This is a genomic window from Bradyrhizobium sp. 31Argb, assembly GCF_043638955.1.
In the GTDB taxonomy this organism is placed as follows: Bacteria; Pseudomonadota; Alphaproteobacteria; order Rhizobiales; family Xanthobacteraceae; genus Bradyrhizobium.
This window is the reverse complement of record NZ_JBEGDB010000369.1, coordinates 1-6,252: the sequence shown is the minus strand read 5'-3', so window position 1 is coordinate 6,252 and position 6,252 is coordinate 1. Positions and strand designations below refer to the sequence as shown.

The 6,252-nt window shown below is 61.8% G+C and carries 7 protein-coding genes; 1 reads left to right on the top strand and 6 read right to left on the bottom strand.

Annotated features, from left to right (window positions below; translation table 11 throughout):
* Positions 1 to 77: 77 nt before the first annotated feature.
* Positions 78 to 179: a LuxR C-terminal-related transcriptional regulator gene (locus AAFX91_RS37685; protein ID WP_394569874.1), complete on the top strand. Its 102-nt coding sequence runs from the start codon at positions 78 to 80 to the stop codon at positions 177 to 179.
* Between the two features lie 338 nt (positions 180 to 517).
* On the opposite strand, the gene AAFX91_RS37680 is transcribed toward AAFX91_RS37685, so the two are convergent.
* From AAFX91_RS37680 to AAFX91_RS37655, 6 genes are all read right to left on the bottom strand, one after another.
* Complete coding sequence (locus AAFX91_RS37680; RefSeq protein ID WP_165420947.1) at positions 518 to 685, bottom strand: hypothetical protein; 168 nt, start codon at positions 683 to 685, stop codon at positions 518 to 520.
* Between the two features lie 84 nt (positions 686 to 769).
* Positions 770 to 2,068 carry an HlyD family type I secretion periplasmic adaptor subunit gene (locus AAFX91_RS37675; RefSeq protein ID WP_394569875.1) on the bottom strand — a complete coding sequence of 433 codons (1,299 nt, stop codon included), beginning with the start codon at positions 2,066 to 2,068 and terminating at the stop codon, positions 770 to 772.
* 53 nt (positions 2,069 to 2,121) lie between these two features.
* Complete coding sequence (locus AAFX91_RS37670) at positions 2,122 to 3,948, bottom strand: type I secretion system permease/ATPase (RefSeq protein ID WP_394569873.1); 1,827 nt, start codon at positions 3,946 to 3,948, stop codon at positions 2,122 to 2,124.
* Positions 3,949 to 4,411: 463 nt separating this feature from the next.
* Positions 4,412 to 4,663, bottom strand: a complete 252-nt coding sequence (locus AAFX91_RS37665; RefSeq protein WP_282532201.1) for a hypothetical protein — start codon at positions 4,661 to 4,663, stop codon at positions 4,412 to 4,414.
* A 281-nt stretch (positions 4,664 to 4,944) separates the two neighbouring features.
* A complete protein-coding gene (locus AAFX91_RS37660; protein WP_130576914.1) occupies positions 4,945 to 5,313 on the bottom strand; it encodes a hypothetical protein in 369 nt (122 codons plus the stop codon).
* A gap of 51 nt (positions 5,314 to 5,364) precedes the next feature.
* Entirely contained in the window at positions 5,365 to 6,120 is a 756-nt protein-coding gene (locus tag AAFX91_RS37655; RefSeq protein ID WP_282532202.1) for a hypothetical protein, read from the bottom strand.
* Between the last annotated feature and the right edge of the window lie 132 nt (positions 6,121 to 6,252).

Genomic DNA, 6,252 nt, shown 5'->3' with positions numbered 1-6,252 from the left:
CCACCGATCCGCTCATGCCAGGCTGTATCGCGCGCAAGCCGAAGGATGGCTAGGTGGGGGCCTCATGCCGGTTACGGATGAGGGAAGGCACAGTCAAAGTTCACGTGCGGCAGATCCTGCGCAAGTTCGGCCTGATGAACCGCACGCAGGTCGCGGCGGTTTGCGCGACGGGCCGATAAAGAACCCTTGAGTGAGTCCAAGCCCGTGTGAAATACGCCCGCTGGGCCGTAAATGCGACGGAGACGTACGACGATAAGGTGTTTCAGAGGGCGCCTTTGCCGGCTGCGCCTCGATCCACACGGGGCTCGCGCGTCGTTCACGATCGCGAGCACGTTCCGTCGTCATGTTGTACAACCAACTCCGGACGCATCGTTGGACAAGGATCCGCGGGGCTATCGTCCATCCAACGGCTCGGTCCAGTCCGTCGCTCGGCCGATCCTTGGCGCGTTTCATCATGGATATGGCCGGATGTAGTATTTGGTAGGGACACCAGCGCGGTACCACCTCGATCAGGTATCTAGTCTTTGTCCATCTCCTGGAACAACTCCTGCGCCTGGGTGATCTTGTTCAGCGCCTCATAGGCCAACTGGCACAGCGCATCTATGTCTTCCCGCGAAAGCTCCTCGCGCGGCGATGATGCCAACACCCGGATCAAGGCGTAGCTCAGGGCATGCGCTTCGTCCACTAGGGCAATCGCTTGGGCAAGTAGGCGGCTCGTAGGTTCCGCCCCCTTATGGTTTCGCCCAGTCACGTTCGTCCCGAGCCATCGTCAAGTCTCACGGAAGCTTCGCCATAGCGCGTCGCGGAACGGCTTGGCGAGGTAGTCCAGCATCGTCCGCCTTTCGGTTACAACCAGCACTTCCACGGGCATGCCTGGAATGAGATCGACGCTCGGCGCCAGCGTCTTCATCAGTTCCCGGTCAACCGCGACGCGCACAAGATAATAGGGTTGATGCTTGGTTTCATCCATGAGGCGGTCAGCGGAGACCGTCCGGACGGTGCCTGGAACGTTAGGCACATTGCGGCTCGAATAGGCAGTGAACCGGACCTTGGCCTCGAGGCCGCTATGCACCGCCTTGACGTCCCTCGGCTGCAGTCGCGCCTCAATGATCATTTCATCACTTTCGGGCACGATGCTCATGATGGGCTCGCCTCGCTGAACCACTCCGCCGATCGTCCTGAACTTGATGTCGACCACGGTACCGTTCACGGGAGCGATCACCACGGTACGCTTGACTACGTCGGCACTGGCCTGCAGCTTCTCGTTCACCTCCGCGAGCTCGCCGCGAACCTTGTCCTGCTCGGCTGCGATCTGATCGGCCCGCTCGGCCTCGACCGAGAGGATTTGGATTTTCGCTTCGCCGATCTTCTCGCGGGCCCGTGCGATCTCTGCGACGTGCTCGCCGCGCCTTCCGACGATCTCGGCCTCAGCGCGCCTCAGCCGCAGCGCCTCCGGCTTGGGCATCATCCCACGTGCGACCAGATATTCCTTCGCCTTCAGCTCCTCGCCAATGAACTCGATCTGCCGGGACGCACTTTCGACTTGTGCTTCGGAGCCTTGGATCTGTTGCAGCAGCTGCTCGACGCGCTGGGCCAGGATGTCTCGTCGCGTTGCGTGCGTGGAGCGTCGAGCGTCCCAGACCTTCTGCTGTGCCCCGACGATATCCCTGATCGGCTGATCCGATGAGCGCAGCTCCGGGGGCCACTGGATGTGGCTCTCTCCTGCCCTTTCGGCGTCCAGTCGCGCCTGCCTGGCGAGCAGGGAAAGCCGTTGCTGCACCAGCGCTTCGTGCGTGGCGCGCGCTTGGGTGCTCTCGAGGACGGCGAGCGTCTGGCCCATCTTGACCGCCTGCCCCTCGCGGGCGGGCAGCTCGGCGATAATGCCGCCCTCCAGATGCTGGATGGTCTTCTTGCCGCTGTCCGGGTTAATCACGCCGGGCGCGACCGCACCGCCGTCGAGATAGACCAAGCCACCCCATCCCACGAAGATAACGACGAAAATCAGGATCAGAACCTTGCCGTAGCGGGCGGGACGCCGGATGTCAGGCTTATGCGGACCGAACGTCACGCTGACCGGGGAAAGCCGCGTATACAGCGGTGCAATCCTTTCGACGTGATAGGTCATGAGACACCCGCCATAGCCCTGGCGTTGTGGTCGCTCTCGTTTGCCGGGCTGCGACCGGACGAAAGCCGGCGGGGCCCTTCGTGATCGCCACCTTGAGGGATGAACTCGCCTGCCCGCGCCTTTAGTTCCTCGAGCACCTTATCGCGCTCGCCGAACATGACGACGTGGCCTTCCTTCAGGAAGAGGACTTTGTCCGCGACCGACAGCGTGGACGGCCGGTGTCCCACCAGGACCAGAGCGACGCGGGAACGCTTGAGGTTTTCTATCGCCTCAACGAGTGCGGTCTCTCCCGCCTGGTCGAGATTGGCGTTGGGCTCGTCGAGGACAATGAATCGCGGATCGCCAAATACGGCACGGGCCAGTCCTATTCGCTGGCGCTGACCACCGGACAGCCGCACGCCGCCATCGCCAATGTGTGTGTCATAGCCTTGCGGGAGATGCTGGATCATTTCGTGGGCATGGGCAAGCCTTGACGCTTTCAGGATCGCCTCGTCGTTCGCCACCTGCATGCGGGCAATGTTCTCGCGAACCGTGCCGGTGAACAGCTCGACATCCTGCGGCAGGAAGCCGATGTGTTGGCCGATCTGCTCACTGTCCCAGTGGTGGACCGGGGAGCCATCGAGCCGGATCTCTCCGACGTCGGGGATTGCCAGCCCGACCATCAGCCGGCACAGCGTGCTCTTGCCCGCGCCGGAGGGACCAATGATCGCCAACGCCTCGCCCGGCTCGACAGCGCATGACACCTTGCTGAGTATAAGCTGCCCGGTGTTGCGCGCGATGTAGCTTAGGTCTTCGACGACTACCTTGCCGCTGGGGGTTGGAAGCACCGTGCGGCGCCGGGGCGCCGGATTTTCTTCGATGGCTTTCTTCAGGCGGTGATAGGAAAAGCGGGCGCCCATGAAGTTGCGCCACATGGAGATGACAAGCTCCACTGGCGCGAGCGCGCGTCCGAGCAGGATGGAAGCGGCGATCATCACGCCGGCACCCAGTTTCGACTCGACCACCAGCCAGGCGCCGACGCCGAGGATGGCCACCTGAACAAATAAACGGACGAACTTGGTGGTGGCCAGCACGAAGCCGCCAACGTCGCCTGACCTGCGCAGGCTATCGACGACCGTCGAATTGATCCTGGCCCAACGCTGGGTCATCGCAGGAAGCATGTTCATGGCTTGCACGATTTCGGCGTTGCGGATGGTCGCCTCCGCCATTAGCGTCGCCTCGATCTGCTTCTTGTTCGCCGTCGCGGTCGACTTCCGGGTGGCGACCTCGTTGGCGATGCTCAACAGGAACAGCACCACCGCCGAGAAGATCGCTACGCCTCCGAGCATAGGATGGAGGATCCAGATCAGGCCGACGAAGATGGGGACCCACGGCGCGTCAAAGAAGGCCGACAACCCCTGCGTCGCGATGAAGTTCTGGATCTGGGAGATGTCGCGCAGGTGCTCGAGGCCGGAGGGATCCCCATTCAGTCGGCCGCGCACGGCGCAAGCCAGGTAAGCTGGTCCGAGCTCCTCGTTCAGCCAGCAACCGACGCGAATCGTGACGCAAGTCCGCAAGGCATCGAGCGCGGACATCATCGCAATCGCGATCATCGCCATCAGGGTGAGCATCACAAGGGTCTCGATCCGGCCGGTGGTCAACACGCGGTCGTAGACCTGAAGCATGTAAACCGGCGGCGCAAGCATCAGCACGTTGATGATGAGGCTGAAGAGCGCGCAAGTGCGGAAGGCCGAACGGCAGGCTCTGACGGCACATTGAAGGTCAGTCGGGCCGCTCGATTCGCGACCTGAGGAGCCAGTTTTGTCGGACGATCTCTGCCGCATGTTTCATCTCCGGCCGGCTTGACTAAGGAGTTACGCGAAAGCGGCAGATTGGCCGTCCCTGGGCGACCTACTTGGACAGCTTGAAGCCGTACCGGCGGCTGGCAGCTGCCATGGCCTCAGCCTCACCAGCCCCAGCCGGACCACCAGTCGCCGCTCTCGACGAACTCGAGGACCGTCCCGATCCAGCGGCGATGGCGCGTGCGCGACTATCGCGGACGATCAAATCGGCATTGCTACATAGGCTGGCTCGCGACAGCTCGATGATGATTGACTCCGAACCGTCGTCGACTTCGAAATGAACTATCCGGCCACCAGCTTGATAACGCTTGCGCATTACGGAGCTCTAGTTAGCTGCATTGGAGTTGCCGAACCGTGCGCCGTTTGCATACGTCGACTGGGGTCGGCGCTGAGCGCCGGCAGCAGATCGACTGCTGCCGGCTCGCTCAAAGCGATCACCCGCCTATTAGACTACGAAGTTAAAATCCACCGGGTTGGCCTGGGACACCGACTCCGAAGCGGAACTGGAGCCCATCCCCTGGACGGCTAACGTTTGGGTCAAGGTCTCGGTGTGCGTCCAGGCGCCCATCGCATCAGCGGTCGCATTGCCAAGGGCTGAGTTGAAAAGGGCGAACGACTCGGTGAAGATCGACTTATCGATGTCGACGGTGTCGGCAATATGCACCGCTTTGGTGAAGTCAAGGAAAGAGGCTGCCATATAGCTCTCCTGTTCGTGTTGATTTCGCGTTGATCAGCCGCACACGCAATGACTGCGGCCCTCCGCAGATGCGGAGGCTACGGACCGCGATTTGCGGCATCAAAGGTTCATTCGACTGATTGGTCTTCTGGCGTAGCCTATGACCGCGGCGACATCATCTTTGGGACTGCGGGACGGCCGATGGCGGACGATGTGCAGATCGCATTGCCGCGTTTCAACGCAAGAACTCGTCTCGCGCGACTTCAGCGCTGCCGGCCGAAATACAGATTGCATGGCTGCGGCTACAGCAGTCCGTGCAGCGACGAACTCACCAGGTCATACCCGGAGAAGGCGTCGCCAGCGCCGTGAGTCGAGACGAACGTCAGGGAGACATCAACAGAGGTGGGCGTCGGGCCATACGGAAAATCAATCGACCAGTGGCTGCCCTGCGAGCTCGTCATGTATCCGCCGGTCGCGATGACGTCCGTTGTGGCGCTAGTCTCTGGTGTGCCGGGCGCGGTGTCCTGGGCCACCGCGACAGCCGCCGCGTAGCCGATCGCGGCGCCGGGCCACGCTGCCGTGCTGGCTACCGTATCGGTCATCGTCTGATCGCCCAGCGCCAGGGCCGTGCTGGAGACGTCAACGAGGAACGTATTGATGCTTCCGGCCATCGCCAATCTCCATGTGTGCCAGGAACCGATCCTCTAGGGGTGGGCGCGCGGCTAGAGCGCCACGATTCCCACCGCATTCACGAACGAGAAGTGGTTTTCGATGGTAAGTGCATTGGTAAAGGTGGCGGACAAGGTGTCGGCGCCGTGCGCCTCGGCCAGTGCGAGCACTTGCGCGAAGTTGCCATAGAACGGGTCCTGCCCGATCGGCTGACCGTGGCCGAAGGGCTGATCCACGTCGATGACGATCGTCCCGTGCGGCGGCGACCATCCATGAATATCTATCGAGAAGTAGTCGAGTTCCGAGCGCGCCCAGGCATCGTAGGGTCCACGCTCCGATTGGCCGATTTCGTGCTCGAAGACGAAATCGGCACCCGACACATCAAGATAAGTGTCGGCGGCAGCGAGCGCGCCGCCTGGATTGCTTCCGTAGGCCGACGCCTCGAAGATCGCCTTGCCCATTGCGATCGAATAGTCGCCCCTGTCCTCGGCAAAGTTGTCGACGAAACCGGTAACGTCAGAGGCCTCGCCCGCGGCCATCGCGCCCCCGCCGATTACGGCGAGCAGGCCATCCGGGCTTTGGTGATGTTGATGCCCACCACCACGCTCGTCCCAGACATGGTGGTGATCGAACACGTCGATGCCACGATAGGTGACCGACACTGGCATTGTGACCGCTGGCCCACGATCGTCATAGACCTCCCCTCCAAGCGGGCCGAAATCGGTATTGCCATCGTCATGATCGAAGGTCCTCTGTTGCTCGGGATGGCACTTGCGGAAAGAAGCCTTGGCGTCGGCTTGCGTGTTCATGATCCCAGTCCTGATCGAAATTGGAGGTGCCGATAGTAGAAGTGCAGACACCGCGGCGACTAGTGGTTCATCACAGTGATTTTGACGTTTTGATACCGAGCCATTCGAGGATCGGCAAGTTTTCGGGTGGCA

What these genes read in the sequence shown, in the direction of transcription:
- AAFX91_RS37660 (WP_130576914.1), bottom strand. Translation starts at nt 5,313, where the DNA reads ATGGCCGGAAGCATCAATACGTTCCTCGTTGACGTCTCCAGCACGGCC.
- AAFX91_RS37670 (WP_394569873.1), bottom strand. Translation starts at nt 3,948, where the DNA reads ATGCGGCAGAGATCGTCCGACAAAACTGGCTCCTCAGGTCGCGAATCG.
- AAFX91_RS37655 (WP_282532202.1), bottom strand. Translation starts at nt 6,120, where the DNA reads ATGAACACGCAAGCCGACGCCAAGGCTTCTTTCCGCAAGTGCCATCCC.
- AAFX91_RS37685 (WP_394569874.1), top strand. Translation starts at nt 78, where the DNA reads ATGAGGGAAGGCACAGTCAAAGTTCACGTGCGGCAGATCCTGCGCAAG.
- AAFX91_RS37665 (WP_282532201.1), bottom strand. Translation starts at nt 4,663, where the DNA reads ATGGCAGCCTCTTTCCTTGACTTCACCAAAGCGGTGCATATTGCCGAC.